17 protein-coding genes are annotated in these 22858 nt (G+C 73.4%); 7 read left to right on the top strand and 10 right to left on the bottom strand.

The annotated features are described in order from the left end of the window. Position 1: 1 nt before the first annotated feature. Both BMW62_RS17745 and BMW62_RS22775 read right to left on the bottom strand, forming a co-directional pair. Positions 2-6595 (bottom strand): DNRLRE domain-containing protein, encoded by a 6594-nt coding sequence (locus BMW62_RS17745; RefSeq protein WP_091933674.1) that lies wholly within the window; start codon positions 6593-6595, stop codon positions 2-4. 302 nt (positions 6596-6897) lie between these two features. Then, positions 6898-7068: a hypothetical protein gene (locus BMW62_RS22775; RefSeq protein ID WP_170852452.1), complete on the bottom strand. Its 171-nt coding sequence runs from the start codon at positions 7066-7068 to the stop codon at positions 6898-6900. Between the two features lie 122 nt (positions 7069-7190). On the opposite strand from BMW62_RS22775, the gene BMW62_RS17740 reads away from it, so the two are divergent. Then, the gene (locus BMW62_RS17740) at positions 7191-8723 is read left to right on the top strand and encodes an LCP family protein (protein WP_244524130.1); all 1533 of its coding nucleotides are present in this window, start codon (positions 7191-7193) and stop codon (positions 8721-8723) included. A gap of 60 nt (positions 8724-8783) precedes the next feature. On the opposite strand, the gene BMW62_RS17735 is transcribed toward BMW62_RS17740, so the two are convergent. From BMW62_RS17735 to BMW62_RS17705, 7 genes are all read right to left on the bottom strand, one after another. Further along, positions 8784-8972, bottom strand: a complete 189-nt coding sequence (locus BMW62_RS17735; RefSeq protein ID WP_091933669.1) for a hypothetical protein — start codon at positions 8970-8972, stop codon at positions 8784-8786. A 57-nt stretch (positions 8973-9029) separates the two neighbouring features. Then, positions 9030-10115: an amidohydrolase family protein gene (locus BMW62_RS17730; protein ID WP_091933666.1), complete on the bottom strand. Its 1086-nt coding sequence runs from the start codon at positions 10113-10115 to the stop codon at positions 9030-9032. Then, complete coding sequence (ffh, locus tag BMW62_RS17725) at positions 10112-11686, bottom strand: signal recognition particle protein (protein WP_091933663.1); 1575 nt, start codon at positions 11684-11686, stop codon at positions 10112-10114. Before ffh ends, BMW62_RS17730 begins: the two co-directional genes overlap by 4 nt. Before the next feature lie 78 nt (positions 11687-11764). Further along, a complete protein-coding gene (locus BMW62_RS17720; RefSeq protein WP_091933660.1) occupies positions 11765-11956 on the bottom strand; it encodes a hypothetical protein in 192 nt (63 codons plus the stop codon). An 82-nt stretch (positions 11957-12038) separates the two neighbouring features. Then, on the bottom strand, positions 12039-14411 hold the full coding sequence (locus BMW62_RS17715; protein ID WP_091933658.1) for a [protein-PII] uridylyltransferase: 2373 nt from the start codon (positions 14409-14411) through the stop codon (positions 12039-12041). A gap of 97 nt (positions 14412-14508) precedes the next feature. Beyond that, positions 14509-14847, bottom strand: coding sequence for a P-II family nitrogen regulator (locus tag BMW62_RS17710; RefSeq protein ID WP_091933655.1), 339 nt, complete (start codon positions 14845-14847; stop codon positions 14509-14511). Then, on the bottom strand, positions 14844-16205 hold the full coding sequence (locus BMW62_RS17705) for an ammonium transporter (RefSeq protein WP_091933652.1): 1362 nt from the start codon (positions 16203-16205) through the stop codon (positions 14844-14846). The genes BMW62_RS17710 and BMW62_RS17705 overlap by 4 nt, the downstream gene beginning before the upstream one ends. A gap of 251 nt (positions 16206-16456) precedes the next feature. On the opposite strand from BMW62_RS17705, the gene BMW62_RS17700 reads away from it, so the two are divergent. Genes BMW62_RS17700 through BMW62_RS17690 form a run of 4 tightly spaced genes read left to right on the top strand, consistent with a single transcriptional unit; the run spans position 16457 to position 18990 of the window. Next, positions 16457-17158, top strand: a complete 702-nt coding sequence (locus BMW62_RS17700; protein WP_211435187.1) for an energy-coupling factor ABC transporter permease — start codon at positions 16457-16459, stop codon at positions 17156-17158. Continuing rightward, a complete protein-coding gene (locus tag BMW62_RS23005; RefSeq protein ID WP_211435186.1) occupies positions 17155-17466 on the top strand; it encodes a PDGLE domain-containing protein in 312 nt (103 codons plus the stop codon). Before BMW62_RS17700 ends, BMW62_RS23005 begins: the two co-directional genes overlap by 4 nt. 1 nt (position 17467) lies before the next feature. After that, positions 17468-18250, top strand: a complete 783-nt coding sequence (gene cbiQ, locus BMW62_RS17695; protein ID WP_211435185.1) for a cobalt ECF transporter T component CbiQ — start codon at positions 17468-17470, stop codon at positions 18248-18250. Continuing rightward, positions 18247-18990 (top strand): energy-coupling factor ABC transporter ATP-binding protein, encoded by a 744-nt coding sequence (locus BMW62_RS17690; protein WP_091933651.1) that lies wholly within the window; start codon positions 18247-18249, stop codon positions 18988-18990. The genes cbiQ and BMW62_RS17690 overlap by 4 nt, the downstream gene beginning before the upstream one ends. 5 nt (positions 18991-18995) lie before the next feature. Here BMW62_RS17690 and ftsY read toward each other — a convergent pair whose 3' ends face one another. Next, positions 18996-20216 (bottom strand): signal recognition particle-docking protein FtsY, encoded by a 1221-nt coding sequence (gene ftsY / locus BMW62_RS17685; protein WP_091933648.1) that lies wholly within the window; start codon positions 20214-20216, stop codon positions 18996-18998. Positions 20217-20302: 86 nt separating this feature from the next. Here ftsY and BMW62_RS17680 point away from each other — a divergent pair, with 86 nt between their 5' ends. Further along, positions 20303-21982, top strand: a complete 1680-nt coding sequence (locus tag BMW62_RS17680; protein WP_091933646.1) for an alkaline phosphatase D family protein — start codon at positions 20303-20305, stop codon at positions 21980-21982. 12 nt (positions 21983-21994) lie between these two features. After that, the gene (locus BMW62_RS17675) at positions 21995-22789 is read left to right on the top strand and encodes an endonuclease/exonuclease/phosphatase family protein (protein WP_091933643.1); all 795 of its coding nucleotides are present in this window, start codon (positions 21995-21997) and stop codon (positions 22787-22789) included. Positions 22790-22858 lie beyond the last annotated feature (69 nt).

The raw sequence follows: 22858 nt of genomic DNA, 5'->3' as shown, positions 1-22858 counted from the left end.
TTTAGTTGTAGCCTCCGCGCCGCTGATAGATTTGCCTACGCCATTCCCGCATCTCGCCCCGGATGTGGTTGGCGCGAGTGGAGACGATCGCCTGGCGCCTGGCCTCGTTGTTACCCGCACGAGACAGGTGCCCACGATTATCGTAACGTCCGGGGTTTGCCCTATAGTCTCGAAGCTTCAGTGTGTGCTCGTATACTCTGCTGTCCAAGCTGTTGATGCTGCGTTGTCGCGGCGTAGTTGCCGCACGCCGCATTGTTTCTGAACGGGTAGCGAACTGTGCGGCTGCTCGTTGAGTCGCTGTACGGGCGGCCTGTCGCGCTGCGAGATGGCCGCCCACACGGATCACTATGGCCGCGACGAGGAACCAAACAGCTCGACCGTCGAGGTCAACCTTGTTGATCGGATCGCCAACGGAGTACTCGTATGCGTTCGCGCTGCCGCCCTCAATGGGATCGACGGTGAGGAAGCGGCCGAGGGCGGGTGCGTAGAGCCGGACGCCCATCAAGGTGAGCCCGCCGATGGCGCTGGCGTCGCGTTGGTGGGTACCCAGCCAGCCGTAGCGGTTCTGGGTGGTGCCGGCGGCGGGCTTGGCCCACGGCAGGCCGTACTCGGTGGTCTCGGTCACCCGCAGATCCACCGGCGTCTCCGCGCCGGCGGGCACGGTGGCGGCGATGTCGCCGTGCAGGTTGGCCAGCTGGAAGACGACCTCCGCCCCGGCGGTGCCGTTCTTGGTCACCACCGCGGCCAGCCCACCGAAGGAAGCGATGTTGCGGGTGTAGCTGTTGTCCGGCTCCCGCACCACGTCGGGGTTGTCGTCGTCGCCGCTGTAGAGGCTGGTCGTGCGGCGCGCGCCCGGGGCGGCGGTGTCGGTGTCGGTGCGCACCACCCGTCGCGCCGCGGCGTCCAGATCGAACGCCGTCGTCCGCCCGCCCTGGGCCATGCCCGCCACCAGGTCATCGACGTAGTAGTCGATCGCCACGTCCCCGCCGCCGTCGACGGTGTCCACCGACGGCAGCACCCGGGTGCGGCCCAGCGCGTCATACCGCAACGAGCTCCGCGTGCCGTCGACCTTCAGCCGATCCGCGCTGTCGTAGCCGTAGGAGGCCGACGCCGCCACGGTGGCCGGGCAGGTGCCGCCCGGCGCCCCCGCCGTCGCCGCCTGGACCAGTCCGGTGCGGTTGCTGTTGACGTCGAACGTGTACGAGCGCGTGCACGAGGGCCCCGTCGGCAGACCGCCGGCCTGCAGCGCCGCCCAGTCCGTCGCCGAGACCAGCCGGCCCAAGTCGTCGTAGCCGTACCGGTTGGTCCGGGGCAGCCCCGTCACCGCCGACGTCTGATACATGTCGACCTGGTCGAAGCCGTTGATCGACGCCGCCGACTTCAACCACTCACTCGTGCTGCCATCGGCGGCGGTCTTCACGTACGTCAGGCGCACCGCGTCCCCGGCGGCATCGCGCACCGTCGTCGCACTCAACCCGCCCGGGAGCTCCTCCCGCACCAGGCTCCCGTCGGTTCCGTACCGGGCGGTGAACTCACCGACACCAGAGATGGTCAGGCTGGTCGGCAGGCTCCCCCGCTCACCGCCGCCGTCGTAGCCGATGGTGCGGGTGCCGTGCTCGTTGGCCACCTGCACCAACCGGCCCACCGAGTCATAGGACTGCGTCGTGACCAGCCCACTGCCATCGGTGTAGGACACCAACCGGCCATAGCCGTCATACGCCCGCCCGATCGCACCGGTGCCCTCCGCCGCACTCCCGACCACCGCCCCGTCCGCACCGACCAGGCGGGTCTCGTCGACCAGACCGGCATCGGTGTAGGTGGTCTCCACCTGCGGCCGAAGCTGGCCCACCTCCGTCCCGGTACCGGTCATGCCACTGCGCCGGGCACGACCCACCGCGTCGTACGCGGTATCCGCGGTCCCGGTGACGCCAGCACCGGTCTCCACCACCCGCGTGACGTTGCCGTACACGTCGTAACCGGTCACGTGCGTGGTGGGCAGCGCGAACCCGGCGTCCGGTGCGCCGCCGGAGCGGCTCTTGCACAGCCAGCCGGCCCATTCCGCCCTGGCGCAACCCGGCTCGGTGCTGTTGGCCGAGTAGTAGACCTTGACCGTCGTCGCCGCGGTGGTGGTGCCGGTGCCACCGGCAGGCAGCGTGCTGGAGATGGTGCGCCCCTGCTCGTCGAGCACCTGCCGGGTCACCACCTCAGCCGCGCCGCCACCGGGGTCGACCCGGGTAGCCGTCGGCGTGCCGAACTTCCACGCGTTCGGCGTGCCGTACTCCAGCACCGTCACACGGCTGCGGCCGTCCAGCGCCGGCAGCGCCGGGTCGGTGCCGGTGGAGCCCGCCGGCAACCCGACGTGGATCTCCACCGCCTCCACGGTGGTGCGGACAGGCAGGTGGCGGGTCGCCCCGGGGGTGGGGTGCCCGGCCTCCTGACCCGTGTCGTAGACGGTGGTGGTCCGCGTGCGGGCGCTGACCTGACGGTCACCGGCGGCGACGGTGACCGGGCGGGCGGGCTGGTAGCTGCGCAGCAGGTCCAGTCCGTCGGCGGAGTAGCTGTTGACGGTGTCCAGCAGCTTGGCCTGGGTCGCCTCAGCGGCTGCGTCGGCACCGGCGGCGAGGGCGCGGTCACGGTTGCCCGCAGACAGCTCCCGGACGACGTTCCCCCGGCCCTCGGCGTCGTATTCCGTGGTGGCGATCCGCCAGGCCGGCGCCTCGTCCGCCCCGGTGTCCTGATCGATGGTCCCGCCGAAGTTGGCCGTGTTGGTGACCCGGCCGTTGACGTCCAGCGCCAACAGCTGGGCGCCACGCCACTGCGCCGCGGTCGGTGCACTGTCGGGCACCACGTCCGGCCCGAAGATGGCGGTCATGTCGGTGGGCGCAGCCGCCTGGCCCCAGCGCTTCACCTCCGCTGCGGTGAGCGTCGGCAGGGCGCTGTTGCTGCCGTCCAGCGGCAGGCCGTAGCGCACGCTGGTGCGCTGGGAAGCCAGGCCGTCGGGTCCCTCATCCAGCGTGGCCGACACCAGGCGGGGCAGCTGCCGGTCGTCGTACCCCAGCGTCCAGGTCGCCGTGCCACCGACCGGCGTGATCGTCTCCAGCCGCCCGTCGGTCCGGTAGGTGTAGGTCACCTGCTGGCCGCTGCGGGGGTCGGTGACCGACGCGAGCCACCCGTCGCTGTCGTAGCCGTAGCGCGCCATGGTGATCATCCGCGCCGCGACGGGGGTGCTCCCGGTGACCAGCTCACCAGCTGCGGCCGCCGCGCCGTGCGCCCACAGCCGCACCTCCTGCAGCCGCTCGGCGCCTCCCGTGCCGGTGTAGACGAACTCGAGCGCTCGGCAGCCGGCCGGCTGTGCGGTGATGGTGGGGTCCGGGCAGGCTGCCCCGGCGTCGGTCGGCGCCAGCAGCAGCCGCGGGTTGCCCGCGGCCGTGTAGGCGACGGTGGTCAGGGCGGGAGCGAGGTCGGTACTGCCCGCCTTGCCGCGGATGGCCTCCACCTTGGTCACCCGGAACAGGCCGCCGTCGCGATGCCCGTGCCCGCCGTCCGCACGGGTGAAGGTGACCTTGTCCCCGTCCAGGTCGGTGAGCACGTAGCTGCTCGCCGTCCCCGTCGCCCCGGGGACGAAGGTGAGGGTCGCACCCTCGGTGCTGGCCTCCCCCTCGGCGACGTAGGTGTTCACGTCAGCAGCGCTCGACGACTTCCGGACGAAGGGCAGCTGGGTGCCGTCGCCGCGGGTGATGAGCACCGTCTCGGTGCGGTCGACGAGGCTCAGGTAGTCGGCACCTGCCTCATCGACGGCGAGCGACATCCGCCAACCCGGGCCCAGGGGCCCGGCCCGGTTCGGGTCGTTGCTGGCGAAACTGCGGGTGGCAGCCAGCCCCCCGTGCGGGGCGCTGACCTCGACATCGCGGCCCACGACCGCGTAGGCGCCGGTCAGCAGGCCGACGGTTCCCGGGCCCACGTCGGAGGTGGCGTTCGCGCCGGTGAGGCCGGCCCGGTCGACGGTGATCTGGGTGACGCCTGTACAGCGCTCGTCGGTGGTGCCGGTCAGCCGGAAGCAGGCGCGCACCTGCATCAGCCCATCGACCGAAATGCTCGAGGTGGCATGCCACTGGTAGCGGGCCGACACCTTGCCGCCGTCCTGATCCGTGACCGGCAACCAGGTGCCGACGACGGCGCCGCCCTCGGGCAGTCGCAACGCCACAGGATCCACGTTGATCCAGCCATCCGAGGGGTTGAGGCTGTACGAGCGCCACTGGAACCGCACACCGTCATAGGAGCTTCCGCCGGGTCGGATCTTCGCGGTGGCCTGCAACTCGGTGCGCGCCTGGGTGACCCGCTGGAACTGCGTGGGGCGCGTGAGTGCACCGGCGCCGACGGTCGTGGTGTTCGACCGCTCGTCCCGGACGATGTTGCCGCCCTCGAACTGCTGCCGCGTGCCGCCCGCCACCTGCGCAGGGTCGGTGGTCGGAAATCCCAGCCAGCCGTACTCGTAACCCATGTCGGCCCACGTCGCTCGGATCGGTCCGGTGACCGGATGCGCCCCGTGAGCCGGCGTCCAGTAGATCGACCCGCCCTGGAAGTGGTTGAAGCACCCCCCATCCCGAGCGCCACAGTTCTGGTCGGTCGTGGGGTAGCCGAGCACAGAGTTCTCGAATTTTATCTCTGCGTACTTCTGCCAGATCCCACCGGTTACTGCGCGGGCACCGGTCGCTGCTGACCAGAGGATGGACCCGCCCTGGAAGTGGTTGTAGCACCCCCCGTCACGGCCGCCGCAGATCTGATCGGTCGTGGGATAACCGAGAGCCGAGTACTCCCAGCCGATGGCCGCGTACTTCTCCCGGATGCCGCCGGCCACCATGTGCGCACCCGTGGCAGCTGACCAGTAGACGGATCCGCCCTGGAAGTGGTTGAAGCACCCCCCATCGCGGGCACCGCAGTTCTGACTGGTCGCGGGCATCCCCAGGGGGCCTTCTGGGCCACCGGATGAGTAGTACTTGTCCCGGATGGCACCGCACACCAGGACTCCGTTGTACTGATCGCAGTTTCCGTCATAGGCGAAGGTCAGCGTGGGCACGTTGCCGCCGGCGTTGCCGGAGTGGAACTTCTTCCACCCGACACTGTCGGTCTCGCTGCCGGCCGTCACAGCCAGCGGCATCGTCCAGTCGGTCTCGTTGCGGGCGTCGGCGTAGTGCTGCACCCACCCGGTCATGTCGAAGTTGACCCAGGCGTCCGGGCACGCTGAGCTGTATCCGCTGGCAACGTTCGCGTTGGCGAGGATTCCCTCCGGCCGCCAGTCGATCCACGGCTGGCTGTTCCAGGTCACGGTGGCGGGGTCGAACCATCCCGCGTTGCGGATGTCGACCCAGCGTGGTGTGCACGAGAACGAGTGGTGCTCCCACAGGGACAAGGTCGCCGACTGGACGACCCGCTCGAACGCCGGCGAGGCATCGAACACGAGCAGTGATCGGTTGACCTGACCGCCGCCGTTGTAGGTGCCGACCAGCAGTTCGGTCGCCCCACCCTGAGGCGTGTTCGCGATGTTGCTCTGGACGAACGTGTCCCCGAGCAAGCCGAGCGCCTGCGTCGGGTCGATGGTCACGGGGTAGACCGTGTCGGGCGCCAGGAGAAACGCTTCGTCAGGAGCCAGGACGAGCGTGGCGTCCACCCCCCGTTCGGTGGTTTCCGCGAGCTCGAGCCCGACTGGGCGAACCGCGGCCGGCTCGTCACTCTGGGCATTCGTCCGCGCATCCCACATGACGGGAGCGGCCGCCGTACCGAGCACCTTGCCGCCGTCCTCGAGGACGAGCTCACCGCCTTCGCCCTCGACCACGTCGGCGCCATTCGCAGCCATCGGGAACTTCAGCTCGCGCAGCGCCGAGAACGTCTCTGCATCGGGCCGCTGCCGCACCACCACGTGCTGCTCGAACCCCTGACGGGTCGCCGTCAGGACCAGGTCGACATGCGGCAGCACCTCGCGGTAGATGGCACTGCTGCCACGGAGGACCGGCTCGGGCAGCCGACCGTCCCAGTCGAGACGGAGGGTGGCGGACTCGCCGTCGCTGAGCCGGACCATGGGTTGCGTACCGCCGGCAGAGAACGTGAGCTCCCCCGTCACCGCGGTCGGTCGTACCCCGTCCTCGGTGAACCCCAGGGTCGTGTCGACGTCCACCCACACGCCATCGACCTTGGTCCGGACCGGCGCGGCGGCGCTCTGCACGGTCACGGTTCCGTCCGGCTGAGCGAAGCTGATCGAGGTCTCCGTCGTCTCCGACACCAGCTCCACAGGTTCTCCGGTGCGCTCCGCCTGCCGCAGTGCGGCCGTGAGCTCGTCCAGGTCCCGCGTGTGCCAGCGCCCTTCCGGCAGGGCCGGCACGTCTGGCAGGTCGGGAAGCGCGGGCGGAAGCTCCTCGACCGCCCCGGCAGCCGGGGCAGGCGCAGGCGCCTCGGCCACGGACGGCACCGGGACGGGATCATCCGAGATGCCCTCGAAGGCACTGCTCGGCAGCGCTGTGTCGACCTGCGGCGCCGCGTACGCCGGCACCCCGTCCACCACCGTGAAGCCGAGCACCGCCGCCGTGAGCAGACCGATCACCCCTCGACTGCGCCGAGGAACGACGGGCGCAGCTGCACGACGGACCCTCACGAAAACCTCCGAGGCATTGCGAGCGATGAGCTCGCACAAACTCGCAGGTCAACGGCTCGAACTCGGCCGATCGGTCGGCATGTGACACGACGTGACGAGATCGTTACGCAGTAGGTTGGTGATCCCGGCAATCAGCACGCTGTGCCTCGTAGGCGCAGGTCAGGCAGGTGGCCATCCGGTCGGGCACGGCGGCGGCTCCCCGGCTACCGATCGAGGTGTCGGCCGGACGCCGCCTTCCCGGGTCGAAGCGGTCAGGCAGGCTCGGGCACCCCGCCGGGGTCGCCACCGGGGTCGTCGGGCGAGGGCTCGACCGGCGCGGGCGGCAGCGTGTCGGGGGTGTCGGGCAGCAGCTCGCCCGGGTCGTCGGGCACGGGCTCGCCGGGGTCGAGCGGGCCGTCGGGCTCCGGGAGTGGGGTGACCATGCGACGAGTCAACAGCGCCGGCGCCCGGACGGCACCTCGCAGCCGCTCCCCGGCTCGCTCGACCTCGCTACGATCGGGCCGGTCAGAGGCGCATCCGCACCCCCGCCGCGGGGCCGACCGGCGTGAGCGAGGAACCAGTGGGCCGAGACCGCGACCAGCAGGGCCCCCGGCCGCTCCCTCCGCGCCTCGACCCGCGGGCCGGCGGGCGCCCGCGTGCCCGAACCGGGTCGAGCGCCGCCGGCCTGCGCGAGCGGGACGGCCGCCGGCGGCTCGTGGTCGGCAGCCGGGTCGTCGCCGGGCTGCTCTCGGTGCTGCTCCTCGCGGGCTCCGGCTGGGGCTGGTACCTCGGCCAGGTCGCCGACGCGACGGTGAACCGCACCGACGCCATCCCCGCCGAGGGCAACGACGGCGACGGCGAGGCGATGAACCTCCTGCTGGTCGGCAACGACAGCCGCAGCAACCTGACCGAGGAGCAGCTCGCCGAGCTCAACGCCGGCACCGACTCCGGCATCAACACCGACACGATCATCCTGGTGCACGTGCCCGCCGACGGGTCGCGCGCCTCGTTCGTCTCCTTCCCGCGCGACTCCTGGGTCGAGATCCCGGGCTACGGCGAGGACAAGCTCAACGCCGCTTACGCCTACGGCTACACGAACGCGGACGCCGAAAGCGAAGCCGCACGCGAGGCGGCCGGCGCGCAGCTGCTGGTGCGGACGATCAGCCGGCTCACCGGGCTGCAGATCGACCACTACGCCGAGGTCGACCTGCTCGGCTTCTTCGAGCTGTCCAGCGTCGTCGGCGGTGTCGAGGTCAACCTCTGCGAAGCCGTCGACGACCGGGAGTGGTCCGGCGCCTTCTTCCCCGCCGGCCCGCAGACGATCAGCGGCGCGGACGCGCTGAAGTTCGTCCGCCAGCGGCACGGACTGCCCGGGGGCGACTTCGACCGCATCGTCCGCCAGCAGGTCTTCATCGCCGGCGTGCTGCGCAAGATGCTCTCCGAGGACGTGCTGCTCGACCTCGGCAAGCAGCGCGAGCTGGTGCAGGCCGCCGCGGAGTCCCTCACGGTGGACGAGGACCTGAACCTGCTGCAGCTGGCCGAGCAGATGCAGTCGGTGACCACTGGCAGCATCGAGTTCCAGACCGTGCCCAACCTCGGGATCGACCGGGAGGGCGACGCGTCGATCGTCCGGCTCGAGGACGAGGCCACCCTGCGCCAGTTCTTCTCGCAGCTCTCCACCGAGCCCGAGCCCGCGCCGGAGGACGCCGCCCCACCGGAGGCCGCCGACCCCGCTGACGTCTCCGTGGCCGTCTTCAACGGCTCGGGGACGAGCGGGCTGGCCGCCTCGGCCCAGGACGAGCTCGAGGCCGCCGGCTTTCCCGTGCTCTCCACCGGCAACGCCGACAGCTCCGGGTACGCGCAGACCGAGATCCGCCACGCCGCGGGTGACGAGGCACTGGCCGCCGCGCTCGCCGCCGCCGTCCCCGGCGCCGTCACCACGGTCGTCGACGACGCGACGCCGGGCACCGTCCAGCTCGTCCTGGGCTCGGACTTCAACGGCGTCGGGCAGGCCGTGGATGCACCGCCGCCGGCGGCACCGGCCGAGGGCGAGGGCGAGGGCGCCCGCACCGCCGCCGACACCGGCTGCATCAACTGACCCGACCCGGCCGGGCGGCCGTCAGAAGAGGCGGGCGGCCGTCAGAAGAGCGGGCCGCCGTCAGAAAAAGCCCGAGGCGGCGTTCACGACGAGGAACCAGGTGGACAGCGCCGCCACCAGCGCGCCCGACGCCAGCACGCCTCCGCGCAGCAGCGGGGAGATGCGCCCCCGAGGCGCCTTGAGCACCCAGTTGACCGCCGCGAGGGCCAGGATCAGCGCCGTCAGGGCCAGGAACGATAGCGCCTGCACCTCAGCGCCCGCCTGACGGGACGACGGAGGGACGGCTGCCCACGGTCACGGCCCGGTTCAGGCGACGATGCGGCCGCGCAGGACGGTCCGCTGCGGTCGCTGCAGCGCGTCGAGGTCGGCGCGGGGGTCGGTCTCGTAGACGACGACGTCGGCCGTCGCCCCCTCTTCGATGCCGCGCAGGCCCAACCACTCCCGGGCCTTCCACGAACCCGCGGCCAGCGCCGCCTCGGCCGGGATGCCGGCCCGGCAGAGCGCGCGGATCTCGTCGGCGATGACGCCGTGGTCGATCCCGCCGCCGGCGTCGGTGCCGGCGAACACGGGCACCCCCGCCTCGAACGCGGCCCGCACCACGGCGCCGGAGTTCGCGTACAACCGCCGCATCGTGCTCGCGTAGGTGGGGAACTTCTTCTCCCCCGCTGCGGCGAAGCCCGGGAAGTTCTCCACGTTGACCAGCGTGGGGACGACGGCGGTGCCGCGGCGGGCCATCTCGCCGATGAGCTCCTCGGTCAGCCCGGTGCCGTGCTCGATGCAGTCGATACCGGCCTCGATCAGCGCGGGCAGCGCGTCGGTGCCGAAGGTGTGCGCGGTGACCCGGGCGCCCTCCTCGTGCGCGGCGGCGATCGCCGCGGCGACGACGTCGGCCGGCCACTCGGGTGCGAGGTCGCCGACCGAGCGGTCGATCCAGTCGCCCACCAGCTTCACCCACCCGTCGCCGCGTCGGGCCTGGACGCGGGTCTGCTCGACCAGGTCCTCGGGCTCGATCTCGACTCCGAGCCCGGGGATGTAGCGGCGGGTGCGGGCGATGTGCCGCCCGGCGCGGATGATCGTCGGCAGCTCCGGGTCGCCGTCGAGCTCGCGGGTGTCGACCGGCGAGCCGCAGTCGCGCAGCGCGAGCACCCCGGCGTCCCGCTCGGTCAGGGCCTGCTGCCGTGCGTGGGCGAGGTCCTCGACGTGCCCGCCGCCGCGGGCGATGCCGACGTGGCAGTGCGCGTCGACCAGGCCGGGCAGCAGCCAGCCGCCACGGCTGACCGTCTCCGCGCCGGGCACCGGGTCGAAGGTGAACCGCCCGTCGCGCACCCAGACGTCGCGGTGCTCCCCCTCGGGCAGCACCACACCGGACAGGTGGAGGGCGTGGGCGGTCACCGCCCGTTGCCGTCCTTGAACTGGTCGAAGTTCAGCTTGGTGAGGTCGGGCAGGCCCTGACCGGGCGGGAGGCCCGGCATGCCGGCGCCGCCGAAGGGGTTGGCCCCGCCCGGGAAGCCCGCGCCCGGCGGCAGTCCGGGGGCACCGGCGGGACGGCGGGCCGGGCCACCCTTGCCCTTCCCCTTCTTGCCCTTGCCCTTCTTGGATTGCGCCTGCATCTGCCGGCCGCGGGCCTTCTTCGACATGGGGCCCATGCCCTGCAGGCCCATGCTGCCGGCCATCTGGCCCATCATCTTCTGCGCCTGCGCGAAGCGCTCCAGCAGCTGGTTCACCTCGGTGACGCTGACCCCGGAGCCGTTGGCGATGCGCACCCGGCGGGACGCGTTGATGATCTTCGAGTTGACCCGCTCCTGCGGCGTCATCGACCGGATGATCGCCGCGGTGCGGTCCAGGTCCCGGTCGTCGACCTGCTTGAGCTGCTCCTTCATCTGGCCCGCGCCCGGGAGCATGCCCAGCAGGTTGGCGATGGGGCCCATCTTGCGGATCGCCATCATCTGCTCGAGGAAGTCCTCGAGCGTGAAGCCCTCGCGCGAGGTGAGCTTGCCGGCCATCTTCTCGGCCTGGTCGGCGTCGAAGGCCTGCTCGGCCTGCTCGATGAGGGTGAGCACGTCGCCCATCCCGAGGATGCGCGAGGCCATCCGCTCGGGGTGGAAGACGTCGAAGTCGGTGAGCTTCTCGCCGGTGGAGGCGAACATGATCGGCTGGCCGGTCACGTACCGCACCGAGAGCGCCGCACCGCCCCGGGCGTCACCGTCGAGCTTGGTCAGGACGACGCCGCTGAAGCCGACGCCCTCCTGGAAGGCCTGCGCGGTCGTCACCGCGTCCTGGCCGATCATCGCGTCGACGACGAACAACGTCTCGTCCGGCCGGACGGCGTCGCGGATGTCGGCGGCCTGCTGCATCAGCTCGGCGTCGATGCCCAGCCGGCCGGCGGTGTCGACGACGACGACGTCGTGCATCGTGCGGCGGGCGTGGTCCATGGAGTCACGGGCCACCTGCACCGGGTTGCCGACGCCGTTGCCCGGCTCGGGCGCGAAGACGTCGACGCCGGCCTGCCCGGCCACGATCGACAGCTGGTTGACCGCGTTCGGGCGCTGCAGGTCGGCGGCCACCAGCAGCGGGGTGTGCCCCTGCGACTTCAGCCAGCGGCCGAGCTTGCCGGCGAGGGTGGTCTTACCGGCACCCTGCAGACCGGCCAGCATGATGACCGTCGGCGAGGTCTTGGCCAGCCGGATGCGGCGGGTCTCGCCGCCGAGGATCTGGACGAGCTCCTCGTTGACGATCTTGATGACCTGCTGCGCCGGATTCAGCGCCTGGGAGACCTCCGCACCGCGGGCGCGTTCCTTGACCGCGGTGATGAAGGCCCGCACCGCCGGCAGCGCGACGTCGGCCTCGAGCAGCGCGATGCGGATCTCGCGCGCCGTCGCGTCGATGTCGGCGTCGGACAGCCGGCCCTTGCCGCGCAGGCCGGTGAACACCTTGTCCAGGCGGTCGGAGAGGGTCTCGAACACAGCACGTCCTCAGCAGTCACGGGCGCGGGCTCGCCGCGCCACTCGGCTCCCAGCCTAACGAGGGCGCGCCGGGGGCGTTCAGGCCGCGCGGGCGGAGCCGGCCTCGATGCGCACGACGACCGCACCCCCGGTGGCGAGCGCGGTACCGCAGTCGGCGCAGGCCCACTCGGGGCACTCGCCGCCGTCCTCGGTGTGGCCGTCGACGCACGGCGGCTGCACGAAGTCCCGGTCGTCCCCGCAGGACGGGCAGGGCCAGTGGCGGCTGTCCACGAGCAGGCTCCTCTCGGCCGATGGGACCGGTCCGTCCCGATCACCCCGACCGTCGCACGGACCTCCGACAGAACCGCGTAGCTCAGGACGGCGTGTCGGTCCCCACCGCCACCGCCGGACCACGCGTGGCCGCGATCAGCGCCGCGTCGACCCGCGCGCGCTGCCCCGGGTCCACCGGGGAGCCCGAGGGGTTCGCGACGTAGAAGCAGTCGACCGCGTCACCCCCCAGCGTCTCGATCCGGGCCGACGTGACGTCCAGCCCCTCCCCCGCGATCGCCGCGGTGAGCCGGTAGAGCAGCCCCGCCCGGTCCCCCGCCCGCACCTCGACGATGCCGGTGGCCCGCCCGCTGACCTCGTGGTTGTGCCACGAGATGCGCGGCGGCGCCGACCGCGTCTCCTCGCGGTAGTCGGCCTCCCGCTGGCGCAGCCGTTCCGCCAGCCGCAGCGTGCCCTCGAGCGCGGCCCGCACGCCGTCGGCGAGGATCTCGGGCACCGGGGCCCGGCCGAACCGGGGCCGCACCGAGTAGACGCCGGTCGCATAGCCGTCGGCGACGGTCATCTTCGCCGCCCGCACGTCGAGCTGGTTGAGCGCGAGCACCCCCGCGCAGGTGCTGAGCAGCCCGGGTCGGTCGGGGGCGCCGATCGTCACCTGCCGGCCGTCGGCCACCTCCTCGATGGCGACGGTCACGCCCCGGGTCGCACCGGGGAGACCCGGCACCTGCACCGTCGCCTGCGCACGCGTGGCCGGGTGCAGCACCGGTTCGGGCGCCAGCAGCGGCGTGCCGCCGAGCTCGGCCTGCACCCGGGCGACCAGCGCCGCCACCAGGTGGGCCTTCCAGGGCGACCAGGCGGACGCGCTCGTCGCCGCGCCGTCGGCCTGGGCCAGCGCGTGCAGCAGCTGCAGCACCGAGGGGTCGCGCCCGATGGTGGCGGCCACCCGCTCGATGGTGGCGGGGTCGTCGATGTCCCGCCGGGTCGCGGTCGCGGGGAGGAGGAGGTGGTGACGCACGAGGGTGCCCAGCGTGGCGACATCGGCCTCGGCGAAGCCCATGCGCGCGCCGATCGCGGCCGCGATCGGCTCCCCCACCACGCTGTGGTCGCCGGGCCAGCCCTTGCCGATGTCGTGCAGCAGCGAGGCGACCAGCAGCAGGTCGGGCCGGTCGACGTCGCGGGTCAGCTCGGACGCGGCGGCCGCGGCCTCGATGAGGTGCCGGTCGACGGTGAACCGGTGCCAGGGGTGGCGCTGCGGCAGCGAGCGGACCCGGTCCCACTCCGGCAGCAGCCGGGCCAGCAACCCCTCCTGGTCCAGCTGCTCCAGCACCGGTACCGCCGACCGGCCGCTGGCCAGGACCCGGAGGAAGGACCACCGGGCCTCGGCCGGCCAGGGCACGGGCATCGGCGGGCTGTGCACCGCGAGCACCTTGAGCGTGTACGGCGAGAGCAGCAGGTCGGCCCGGGCCGCGGCCGCCGCGGCCCGCAGCACCAGCCCGGAGTCTGCGACGGGGCGGGCGTCCCGCGCGAGGACCACCTCGTCCCCCTGCCGGACGACGCCCTCGGCCAGCGGCTCGCGGCGCACCCGGCGGTAGCGGCCGCGGGGGCGGCGGACCAGACCCGCCTCCACCCGCCGCCAGGTCTCGTCGGCGACGAAGGCCAGCCGGCGCCCGGCCAGGCTGACCTCGCGCAGCAGCACGTCCTCGTCGGCCAGGCCGAGCGCTGCCGCGATCGCCCGCTGCTCCTGGCGCACCAGGACGTCGGCGGCCCGCCCCGACCGCCGGCGCAGCTCGTCGCGCACGTCGAGCAGGAACGCGTAGGACTGCTCCACCTCGGCGGCGGGCTCGTCGGCGAGCTGGGCGGCGGCCGCCGCACGCAGCACCTGCCCCTCGCGCAGGCCGCCGTAGGCCTCCTTGAGGTCGGGTTCCAGCAGGAAGGCCAGCTCGCCGAGCCGGCGCGCGCGGTCGCGGCGCAGGTCGCGCAGCTGGGGCAGCAGCCGGGACGCCGCCTGCCGCCAGTTGACCAGCGTCGCCGTCCGCAGCCGGGCGGCGAGCTCGGCGTCCCCGGCCACCAGCCGGGCGTCGAGGAGCCCGAGGCCGGCCTTGACGTCGGTGGAGGCGACCGCGACGGCGTCGGCGACCGAGCGCACCGAGTGGTCCAGCCGCAGGCCGGCGTCCCAGACGGGGTACCAGAGCGCGTCGGCGACGGCGGCGACCTCCGGCCGGTCCTCGTGCACCAGGACCAGGTCCAGGTCCCCGTGCGGCGGCAGCTCGCGCCGGCCGAGGCTGCCGACCGCGACCAGGGCCAGGCCGTCGGTGCCCGTGCGGGGCGGCGGCCCGCCGCGCCGGGCCCGGGCCGGCGGGGTGCCCCCCACGGCGTCCGCCAGCAACCCGGCGAGCCACCCGTCCAGGGCCTCGACCCGCTCCGCGCGGGAGAGCCCCGGAAGCGCCTCGGTGTCCAGCACGACTCCCCCTCGGTACGGCCCGGATGGACGTCGTCGGCCGGGGGGCGGGCGGTCCCACCACCCCGGCCGACGGGTGCGCTATGCGCGGAGCACGCGCTCAGAGGGCGTCGTCGCCGCGCTCCCCGGTGCGGACCCGGACGACCTCGTCGATCGTGGTGACCCACACCTTCCCGTCACCGATCTGGCCGGTGGAGGCCGCCTCGACGACGGCGTCCACGACCCGGGCGGCGTCGAGTTCGCCGACGACCACCTCGATGCGGACCTTCGGCACGAAGTCCACCTGGTACTCCGCCCCGCGGTAGACCTCGGTGTGGCCCCGCTGGCGGCCGAAGCCCTGGACCTCGCTGACGGTGAGCCCGGCGATGCCGATCAGCTCGAGGGCGTTCTTGACGTCGTCCAGCTTGAACGGCTTGACGATCGCGGTGACGAGCTTCATGCCAGGGTCCTCTCGGTGGTGCGGGCGGAGTCTACGGGCGCCGGGTCCTGCGCCGTGGCACGCGACTGGCCGGCCAGTGGGGCGGTGGAGCCGCTGCCGCCGAGCGACGCGAAGTCGTAGCCGGACTCCGCGTGCACGACGGTGTCGATACCGGCGACCTCATCGTCCTCCGTGATGCGGAAGCCCATCGTCTTCTGGATCACGGAGCCGATCACCAGCGTGAGGACGAAGGAGAACGCCAGGACGGCGAAGGCACCGACGACCTGACGCCAGAGCTGGTCGACGCCACCACCGTAGAAGAGGCCGTCGACGCCGGAGGGGGCGGCTGCCGTACCCAGGAAGCCGATGGCGATGGTGCCCCAGAGGCCGCCGACCAGGTGGACGCCGACGACGTCGAGCGAGTCGTCGTAGCCCAGCGTGTACTTCAGGCCCACGGCCAGGGCGCACAGCGCACCGGCGACGAGACCGATGGTGATCGCGCCGATCGGTGAGACCGCGTTGCACGCCGGGGTGATGGCCACGAGACCGGCGACGACACCGGAGGCCGCACCCAGCGACGTGGAGTGGCCGTCGCGCACCTTCTCCACGAACAGCCAGCCGAGGATGGCCGCACCCGTGGCGACGAGGGTGTTGACCCAGGCCACCGAGGCGGTGTTGTTCGCGGCCAGCGCCGAGCCGGCGTTGAAGCCGAACCAGCCGAACCACAGCAGGCCGGCACCGATCATCACCAGCGGCAGGTTGTGCGGCCGCATCGCCTCGCGGCCGAACCCGCGGCGCTTGCCGAGCACGAGGGCCAGCGCCAGACCGGCCGCACCGGCGTTGATGTGGACGGCGGTGCCGCCGGCGAAGTCGAGCGCCGCCAGGTCGTTGGCGATCCAGCCGCCGATGACGTCGTCGCCGTCGAACGCGAAGACCCAGTGGGCGACCGGGAAGTAGACGATCGTGGCCCAGATGCCCGCGAAGACCATCCAGGCGCCGAATCTGGCGCGGTCGGCGATCGCACCGGAGATCAGCGCGACGGTGATGATGGCGAACACGGACTGGAAGCCGACGAACGCCATGACGGGCAGGCCGCCCGCTTCGCTGGTGGTGTCCTCCATCAGGCCGTCGAGCCCGAAGTACTCCAGCGGGTCGCCCACCAGGCCGGCGCCGCCGACGCTGTCGCCGAAGGCGATGGAGTAGCCGTAGAGCACCCAGAGCACGCTGACCAGCGCCAGCGCCCCGAAGCTCATCATCATCATGTTGAGGACGCTCTTCGCGCGGACCATGCCGCCGTAGAAGAGCGCGAGGCCTGGCGTCATCAGCAGCACGAGCGCCGCGCTGGTGAGGATCCAGGCGGTGTCGCCGGTGTTGACCACGGCAACCTCCTGTGTCGGGTCGTCGGCCGGGCGGCCGGATCGGTGGGCTCGGGCCCTCCGTGCGGGAGGGCGACGCGGTGCTCACCGTGCCGGGCGCGTGTTTCCGGCGACGTCGGCGCCGCGTTTCACGGGCGTGAACTCCTCGCCGCGTGTCCCGCCTCCGCATTGCGGGCGCGTTGCGCGCCCCCTGGAACACCTCCGCCGGCCGCTCGGCGCGCCAGTTGCGAAGAATGTGCAATAAGGTCGTCGTCGTGCACGTACCCGACGGCTTCCTCGACGTCCCCACCTCGCTGGCCACCGGCGCCCTCGCCGCCGGCACCGTCGCCTTGGCCCTCCGCAAGGCCCGCACCGAGCTGGACGACCGGACTGCGCCGCTGGCCGGGCTCACCGCGGCCTTCGTGTTCGCCGGCCAGATGATCAACTTCCCCGTCGCCACCGGCACCAGCGGACACCTGATCGGCGCGGTGCTCGCCGCCGTCCTGGTCGGCCCGTGGACGGCGGTGCTGTGCATGACCGTGGTCCTCCTCGTGCAGGCGGTGCTCTTCGCCGACGGCGGGCTCACCGCGCTGGGCACGAACGTCACGCTCATGGCGCTGATGGCCGTGGTGATCGGCTACGGGGTGTTCCGCGGCCTGTCCGCCCTGCTGCCCCGCACCCGCACCGGGCTCCTGACGGCCACGGGCACCGCCGCTTTCCTCTCCGTGCCGGCCGCGGCGCTGGCGTTCGTCGTCCTCTTCGAGATCGGCGGGACCGTCGACGTCCCGCTGGGCACGGTGGCCGCGGCGATGACCGGCGTGCACCTGCTCATCGGCCTCGGCGAGGCGGCGATCACCGTGGCCGTCGTGGGCGCTGTGCTCGCCGTGCGCCCCGACCTCGTGCACGGCGCCGCCCGGCTGCGCACGGCCACCCCGCTGGCCGGCCGTCCTGCCGCGGTCATGGAGGGAGCCCGGTGACCCGGCGCGGCCGCACCCTCTGGATCGTCGGCTTCGCGGCGGCGCTGCTCGTCGCCGGTGTGCTCAGCTGGTACGCCAGCGGCTCCCCCGACGGGCTCGAGCACGCCGCCGACCGGGCCGGCTTCGCCCAGAGTGCCGAGGACAGCGCCACCGCGGGCTCACCGCTGGCCGACTACCTGGTCGACGGCGCGGAGAACCGGCTCTCGGCCGGCGCGGCCGGCGTCATCGGCGTCGTGGTCACCCTCGCCCTGGCCGGCGGGCTGACGCTGGTGCTGCGCCGGCGCGCCACCCCCGCCGACCGCACCTGACGTGGGCGCCGCACACGGGGGCGCGCTGACCGCGCGCTACATGCCGGGCGGCACCGCCGTCCACCGGCTGGAGCCGCACGTGAAGCTCGTGTCCGTGCTGGCGTTCGCCCTGGTCGTGGTCGCCACACCGGTGCACGCCCCCTGGGCGCCGGTGGCCTACGCCGGGTACCTGCTCGCGGTACTCACCGCCGCGACCGTGGCGGGGGTCGGCCCCGGCCGGCTGCTGCGCGGGCTGGTCGTGGAGATCCCCTTCGCCGCCTTCGCCGTCCTGCTGCCCTTCGTGGCCGGCGGACCGCAGGTGGAGGTGCTCGGCCTGTCGCTCTCCCGGAGCGGCCTGGCGGCAGGCGGCGGGCTGCTGGCGAAGGCGACGCTGTCCGTCCTCGCCGCGACGGTGCTGGCGGCGACGACCGAGCCGCGGGCGCTGCTGCGCGGGCTCGAGCGGCTCCGGCTGCCTCAGGTCCTCGTGCAGATCCTGATGTTCATGATCCGCTACGCCGACGTGGTGGGCGGCGAGTTGCACCGCATGCGCGTGGCCCGGGAGTCGCGCGGGTTCACCGGCGGCGGCCTGCGCGGACTGCGGGTGCTGGGCGCCACCGCCGGCGCGCTGTTCGTGCGGTCGTACGAGCGCGGCGAGCGGGTGCACCTGGCGATGCTCAGCCGCGGTTACACCGGCAGCGTGCCCACCGGCCCGCCGGCACCCGTGGCCCCGCGGTCGTGGGCGGTGGCACTGAGCCTCCCCCTGGCCGCGGCGGCGGTGCTGGCAGCCGGGATGCTGGCGGGGTGAGCGCGCCCCCGCCGTCCCTCCTGGTCGAGGACCTCGCCTTCGCCTACCCGGACGGGCACCAGGCGCTGTTCGGCGTGGACCTGCGCGTGGAGCGGGGCGAGCGGGTCGCGCTCCTGGGCCCCAACGGCGCAGGCAAGACCACGCTGGTGCTGCACCTCAACGGCATCCTGAGGGCCGGGCGCGGCTCGGTCACCGTCGCCGGCCTGCCGGTGGAGAAGCGTTCGCTGCAGGAGATCCGCCGGCGGGTGGGCGTGGTGTTCCAGGATCCCGACGACCAGCTGTTCATGCCCACCGTCGGCGAGGACGTCGCCTTCGGACCGCGCAACCTCGGCCTGCCCGAGCCCGAGGTCGCCGACCGGGTGGCCGCGGCGCTGGCGCAGGTGCGCATGTCCGACGCCGCCGACCGCCCCCCGCACCACCTGTCCTTCGGGCAGCGCCGCCGCGTCGCCGTCGCCACCGTGCTGGCGATGCAGCCGGAGATCGTCGTCCTCGACGAACCGTCGTCAAACCTCGACCCGGCCGGCCGCCGGGAGCTCGCCGAGGTGCTGGCCGAGCTCCCGGTGACCCTGCTGATGATCACCCACGACCTGCCCTACGCCGCCCAGCTCTGCCCGCGGTCGGTGATCCTGGACGGCGGCGTCGTGGTGGCCGACGAACCGACGCCGGAGGTGCTCTCCGACGCCCGCCTGCTCGCCGACCACCGGCTGGAGCTGCCGTACGGCTTCTCCCCCGCCGGCTGAGCGACTCAGGCGTCGCCGACCAGCCCCTCGGCGAACACCCGCGGCTCGAACGGTGCGAGGTCGTCGGGCCCCTCCCCCAGGCCGATCAGCTTCACCGGGATGCCCAGCTCCTGCTGCACCCGGACGACGATGCCGCCCTTCGCGGTGCCGTCGAGCTTGGTGAGCACCACGCCGGTGACCTCGACCGCCTCGGTGAACACCCGGGCCTGCACGACGCCGTTCTGCCCGGTGGTGGCGTCGAGCACCAGCAGCACCTCGGTGACCGGCGACTGCTTCTCCACGACCCGCTTCACCTTGCCCAGCTCGTCCATGAGCCCGGACTTGGTGTGCAGCCGGCCCGCGGTGTCGACGACGACGGTGTCCACCTCGGCCTCGACGCCGGTGCGCACGGCCTCGAAGGCCACGGCAGCGGGGTCGCCGCCCTCGCGGCCGCGGACGGTGAGCACGCCCACCCGCTCGCCCCAGGTCTCGAGCTGGTCGGCGGCGGCCGCCCGGAAGGTGTCGGCCGCGCCCAGGATCACGCTCTTGCCGTCACCGACGAGCACGCGCGCGAGCTTGCCGACGGTGGTGGTCTTGCCGGCGCCGTTGACGCCCACGACCAGCACCACGCCGGGCCGCCCCTCGTGCCGGGAGGTGCCGAGCGACCGGTCGAGGTCGGGCCCGAGCACCGCGGTGAGGTTCTCGACGAGGAGCTCGCGCAGCTCGGCACCCGAGGCGGTGGCCAGCACCATCGACCGGGTGCGCAGCCGCTCCACGATCTGGGTCGTCGCGGAGACGCCCACGTCGGCGGCGAGCAGGGTCTCCTCGACCTCCTCCCAGTCGTCCTCGGTCAGCTTCTCCCGGGCCAGCACGGTGAGCAGGCCGCGGCCCAGCGAGGACTGCGACCGGGCCAGCCGCGACCGCAGCCGCACCAGCCGGCCGGCCGAGGGGGCCGGCTGGTCGAACACCAGCCCCGGCTCGGGCTCGGCCGGGGGCAGCTCGACCGTCGGCGGGGCCTCGGGGACGACCGCGTCGGGCTGGTCCTGCAGGCCCAGGCCGGAGGCGGTGGCGCCCGTCGGCCGCGGCTGCTCGACCGGCGGGGCCGGTGGCCGGGGCCGGGTCAGCGTCGTGCCGCTGGTGGCGTCGTCGTCGAGGCGCGTGGTCCGCCGGCCGCGGCCGACGAGGAGGCTGACACCGAGGATCAGTGCCACGACCAGGATCGCGATCGCGATCAGCACGAATTCCATGCCGCGAGTCTCCCAGTACCCGTCCACCGAGCACCTCCGGCACGACGGGTCCCCGCACGCGGAGGCAGATGCGCCAGGCTGTGCCCATGCCGCCGCCCGCCGCCCCCTCCCCCGACCTCGTGCTGGGCCCCCTCCTGCGGCACGTGGACCCCGTCTCGGCCACCGTCTGGGTGGAGACCGACCGGCCCTGCGAGGTCGACGTGCTGGGGCGGCGGACCCGCACCTTCTCCGTGGGCGGCCACCACTTCGCCCTGGTCCTCGTGGAGGAGCTGGAACCGGGCAGCACCACGCCGTACGAGGTGCGGCTCGACGGCGCCCTCGTCTGGCCGCCGGCCGGTTCCGCTTTCCCGCCCAGCCGCATCCGCACGCCCGGACGGCCCGGGCCCTTCCGGCTCGCGTTCGGCTCCTGCCGGTACGCCAGCGCCCGCACCGTGCAGGACTCCGAGGGCATCCCGCCCGACGCGCTCGACCTGTACGCCCGGCAGCTCGCGGCCCGGCCCGAGGACGAGTGGCCGGACGCTCTCGTCCTCCTCGGCGACCAGGTCTACGCCGACGAGCTGACCGAGCGCACCCACGGCCGGCTGACCCGCCGGCGCGAGGGCGAGCAGCGGGCCCGGGCGCCGAAGGCGCAGGTCGCGGACTTCGAGGAGTACACCCACCTCTACGTGGAGTCCTGGCGGGACCCGGAGGTGCGCTGGCTGCTCTCCACCATCCCGTCGTCGATGATCTTCGACGACCACGAGATGATCGACGACTGGAACACCTCGGCCGCCTGGCGGCGGAGGATGCGCGCGCAGCAGTGGTGGGACGGCCGGATCACCGGCGGGCTGATCAGCTACTGGGTCTACCAGCACCTGGGCAACCTGAGCCCCCAGGAGCTGGCCGAGAACAAGGTGTGGCGCGCCGTCCAGGACCTCGTGGACGCCTCCGGCGAGACCCCCGCCGACGCCGAGCCGATCCTCCGCGAGATGGCCGTCCGCGCCGACGCCGATCCCGCGAGCGTCCGCTGGAGCTTCGTGCGGCACTGGGGCGACGCGCGGCTGGTCATGGTCGACAGCCGCGCCGGGCGGGTGCTGGAGGAGACCGGCCGCCGCATGCTGGACGACGACGAGTTCGACTGGGTCGAGGCCGCGATGCGGCAGGCCGCGCGGGACGGCGTCGAGCACCTCGTCGTCGGCACCTCGCTGCCCTGGCTGCTGCCGCACGCCGTCGACTCGCTCGAGCGGTGGAACGCCACGCTGAACCTGCGCCACCACGGCCGCTGGCGGGGACGGCTGGCCGAACAGGTGCGCCAGCTCGCCGACCTCGAGCACTGGGCGGCCTTCGGGCACTCCTTCGACCGGCTCGGGCGGGCGCTGCTGTCGGTCGCCCGCGGGGAGCACGGCCGGCCCCCGGCGACCGCGCTGGTGCTCTCCGGCGACGTGCACCACGCCTACGCCGCCGAGGTCGTGGAGCCGGGCGGGCTCGCCTCGCGGGTCCACCAGCTCACCGTGTCGCCGCTGCACAACCAGGCGCCGCACCCGATCAAGGTGGCCTTCCGGATCGGCTGGAGCCGGCGCGCCCGCCGGCTGATGGCGGCGCTGGCGCGGTGGGTGGGCGCCGAGCCCGCCGGCCTGGAGTGGGAGAAGCAGGCCGGACCGTTCTTCGGCAACCAGATCGGCGAGCTGGTGCTGGACGGACGCGAGGCGCGCTTCGTCCTGTCGGTGAGCGAGCGGGGGGCCACCACGCTGAGCCAGGTCGTCGACGCCCAGCTGTCCGGCGCCTGAGAGGGTGGCGGGGTGACGAAGCCGGCCCCCGGTCCCGACCAGCCGCCGATCCCGGTCCGCCTGGTCACCTTCAACACCCACCACGGCGTGGGCGCCGACGCGCGCCACGACCTGCCCCGGCTGGCCACGCTGCTGGCCTCGGTGGACGCCGACGTCATCTGCCTGCAGGAGGTGGATAGGCACTACGGGCCGCGCAGCGAGGACGTCGACCAGGCGCTGCTGCTGTCGCGGGCGCTGGACATGCAGCTGGCCTGGGGCCCGGCGATCGACGAGCAGCGGCCGGGGGGGCGCCGGCAGTACGGCAACGCGCTGCTCTCGCGGCTCCCCATCCTGATCAGCGACGTCCACCGGCTCCCCGGGGGCGGTGAGCCGCGCAGCGCCCTGCGGACGATGGTGGAGCTGGACGGCGGCGCGCTGTGGGTCACCGCGACGCACCTGACCACGCGCTCGGCCGAGGAGCGCGGGGCGCAGGTGGCGGCGCTGGCCGCGCTGCACACCGAGTCGATGGAGACCGGCGTGCTGGTCGGCGACTTCAACACCGCCCCCGATGCCCCGGAGCTGGACGCGCTGCGGCAGCGGTTCACCGACGCCTGGCGGCTGGCCCGGGCCCGCGACGACCAGGCGGGCTGGCGGCTCTGGCAGTCCGACGCCGGGCACACCCACCCGGCGCGGTCGCCGCACCGGCGCATCGACCAGGTGTGGGTCTCGCCGGGGGTCGCCGTCGCCGGGGCCCGCGTGCTGGACGGCGGCGGCGCCTCGGACCACCTGCCGGTCGTCGTCGACCTCGAGGTCCGCTCGGGGGTCTGAGGCATAGGAAGCTTTACCTGCGCTTCCGGGCGCGAAAGCGCAGGTAAAGCTTCCTATGCCCCCGAGGGG

Source organism: Blastococcus sp. DSM 46786, from assembly GCF_900109665.1.
GTDB lineage: Bacteria > Actinomycetota > Actinomycetes > Mycobacteriales > Geodermatophilaceae > Blastococcus > Blastococcus carthaginiensis.
This window is presented reverse-complemented; position numbering and strand designations above follow the sequence as displayed.

Bases quoted from the DNA above. Each gene is read 5' to 3' on its own strand.
- BMW62_RS22775 (WP_170852452.1), bottom strand. From the start codon at position 7,068: ATGGTCACCCCACTCCCGGAGCCCGACGGCCCGCTCGACCCCGGCGAG.
- ftsY (WP_091933648.1), bottom strand. From the start codon at position 20,216: ATGGAATTCGTGCTGATCGCGATCGCGATCCTGGTCGTGGCACTGATC.
- BMW62_RS17680 (WP_091933646.1), top strand. From the start codon at position 20,303: ATGCCGCCGCCCGCCGCCCCCTCCCCCGACCTCGTGCTGGGCCCCCTC.
- BMW62_RS17710 (WP_091933655.1), bottom strand. From the start codon at position 14,847: ATGAAGCTCGTCACCGCGATCGTCAAGCCGTTCAAGCTGGACGACGTC.